The organism is Okeania sp. SIO2C2 (assembly GCF_010692625.1).
Taxonomy (GTDB): Bacteria; Cyanobacteriota; Cyanobacteriia; order Cyanobacteriales; family Microcoleaceae; genus Okeania; species Okeania hirsuta.
The window spans coordinates 1-1507 of sequence record NZ_JAAHGM010000160.1 but is presented as its reverse complement, the minus strand read 5'-3'; the positions used below and the strand labels follow the sequence as shown (position 1 = coordinate 1507).

General features: G+C 39.9%; 1 pseudogene. It reads left to right on the top strand.

The features are described 5' to 3' along the window. Window positions 1–1499 (top strand): annotated as a pseudogene (ltrA, locus tag F6K18_RS36080) (group II intron reverse transcriptase/maturase); the annotation flags it as partial. Window positions 1500–1507 lie beyond the last annotated feature (8 nt).

The window sequence follows — 1507 nt, the reverse complement described above, 5'->3', positions numbered from 1 at the left end:
TAGGCATCCCTACGATGTACGACCGAGCGTTACAAGCTTTGGTTAAGTTGGGTATGGAACCAGAGTGGGAGGCACGTTTTGAACCTAATAGCTATGGTTTTAGACCAGGACGGTCAACACATGATGCTATTGCAGCCATCTTTGACAGTATTAAACATAAACCAAAATATGTGCTAGATGCTGACATATCCAACTGTTTTGACCGAATTAACCATAATGCACTTCTAGGAAAGATTGGAAAATCCCCATATAGACGATTAATCAAGCAATGGTTAAAGTCTGGAGTGATGGACAATAATCAATTCCTAGAATCTGTGGAAGGTACACCACAGGGAGGGGCAATATCACCCCTACTAGCAAACATCGCCTTACACGGTATGGAAGAGAATATAAAAAGCTTTGCAAGGACAATAGATATGAAGTGGAATGGGTATCAACTAAGCCCTACCAACAAAGCAAGAAGTCTCTCTCTAATACGCTACGCCGATGACTTCGTAATCCTACACGAAAATATTGAAGTAGTGCTACAAGCTAAAACCGTAATACAGGGATGGTTAAACCAGGTAGGATTAGAACTAAAACCAGAGAAAACCAAAATTGCCCATACCTTTGAAGAATATGAAGGAAATCAACCTGGATTTGACTTTTTAGGATTCACAGTCAGGCAATGGAAGATAAAGTCAACCGAGAAAGGATTCAAAACGCTAATTAAGCCATCTTCTAAGAGTATAAAAACTCATTATCGGAAATTGGCGGGTATATGTGACAAGCATAAAAACGCCTCTACAAAAGCCTTAATAGCTAAATTAAATCCGGTAATCAGAGGGTGGGCTAACTACTACTCAGCCGTAGTCAGTTATAAGACATTCAGCAAAATAGATAGTCTTGTATGGAAAAGATTATGGAGATGGGCAAACAGGAGGCACCCAAACAAATCAGCCACTTGGGTAAAAGAAAAGTATTTCCCCTCGATTGGGACAAGAAATTGGATTCTAAACGATGGCGAATATATACTAAACCAACACTCTGATGTTCCTATTGTAAGACACATTAAAGTGAAAGGTAATAAATCCCCTTATGACGGTGACTGGACTTATTGGAGTAGCAGAATCGGTAAACATCCAGGCGTAAGGAAAGAAGTCACAACGTTATTAAAACGGCAAAAGAATAAATGCGCATTTTGTGGACTAACTTTTAGACCAACTGACCTAATGGAAGTTGACCATATAAAACCAAGGTCTAAAGGTGGTGACAACACATATAAGAATAAACAACTGTTGCACCGACATTGCCACGATACTAAAACTGCCTTAGATCAAAAGACATACATACAACCGAAGTTACAGGACTTGCCTGACAATTATTTATGGGTTGACGATATGTTGATATTAAGGTAGGGATGTACCCATGACAAGGGACGTTTAAGAGAGGAGCCGTGTGAGGTGAAAGTCTCACGCACGGTTCTGAAGACGAGTCGGTTTGGTAACAAACTGGCTTAGTTTAACGA